The organism is Enterobacter cloacae complex sp. IR5384 (genome assembly GCF_049237265.1).
GTDB lineage: Bacteria > Pseudomonadota > Gammaproteobacteria > Enterobacterales > Enterobacteriaceae > Enterobacter > Enterobacter cloacae.
Genome location: NZ_JBMKHJ010000119.1, coordinates 1 through 579, shown reverse-complemented (window position 1 = coordinate 579; position 579 = coordinate 1). Strand labels below are relative to the sequence as shown.

The 579-nt window shown below is 55.4% G+C and carries 1 rRNA gene; it reads right to left on the bottom strand.

What is annotated here, in order from left to right:
- A 23S ribosomal RNA gene (locus ACOTX3_RS26150) occupies positions 1 to 579 on the bottom strand; the annotation flags it as partial.

Genomic DNA, 579 nt, shown 5'->3' with positions numbered 1-579 from the left:
TCAGGGAGAACTCATCTCGGGGCAAGTTTCGTGCTTAGATGCTTTCAGCACTTATCTCTTCCGCATTTAGCTACCGGGCAGTGCCATTGGCATGACAACCCGAACACCAGTGATGCGTCCACTCCGGTCCTCTCGTACTAGGAGCAGCCCCCCTCAATTCTCCAGCGCCCACGGCAGATAGGGACCGAACTGTCTCACGACGTTCTAAACCCAGCTCGCGTACCACTTTAAATGGCGAACAGCCATACCCTTGGGACCTACTTCAGCCCCAGGATGTGATGAGCCGACATCGAGGTGCCAAACACCGCCGTCGATATGAACTCTTGGGCGGTATCAGCCTGTTATCCCCGGAGTACCTTTTATCCGTTGAGCGATGGCCCTTCCATTCAGAACCACCGGATCACTATGACCTGCTTTCGCACCTGCTCGAGCCGTCACTCTCGCAGTCAAGCTAGCTTATGCCATTGCACTAACCTCCTGATGTCCGACCAGGATTAGCTAACCTTCGTGCTCCTCCGTTACTCTTTGGGAGGAGACCGCCCCAGTCAAACTACCCACCAGACACTGTCCGCAACCCGG